This is a genomic window from Trabulsiella odontotermitis, assembly GCF_001297775.1.
Taxonomy (GTDB): domain Bacteria; phylum Pseudomonadota; class Gammaproteobacteria; order Enterobacterales; family Enterobacteriaceae; genus Trabulsiella; species Trabulsiella odontotermitis.
Genome location: NZ_LIFX01000038.1, coordinates 322 through 608 on the forward strand (window position 1 = coordinate 322; position 287 = coordinate 608).

Genomic DNA, 287 nt, shown 5'->3' on the forward strand with positions numbered 1-287 from the left:
CCGACATGCGGTTCGCTGTTATCGACCACGCTGGTGATCGACGGCTCTGTGCCGGTCGGGATCAGCAGCGTAACGTCGTACGCCGGAGCTTCACCGGCGATGCGGTTACCGGCCGGATCCTGGGTTTCCAGGGTCAGGCTGTTCAGGCCTTCCAGCAGCGGTGCGTCCGGGGTCATGCTCCAGTTACCGGTGCTGTCAACCACTGCCGAGCCAATCAGGTGAGTGCCTGCCGCGTCGGTGGTGTAAACAAACACGATGTTACCGGCGCCGCCGATACCGCTGATGAC

The 287-nt window shown here is 63.1% G+C and carries 1 protein-coding gene; it reads right to left on the bottom strand.

Going from position 1 to position 287, the window contains the following annotated elements:
* Nucleotides 1-287, bottom strand: a 287-nt coding sequence (locus AOY23_RS21320) for an Ig-like domain-containing protein (RefSeq protein ID WP_152958679.1), incomplete at both ends; no start/stop codon positions are given.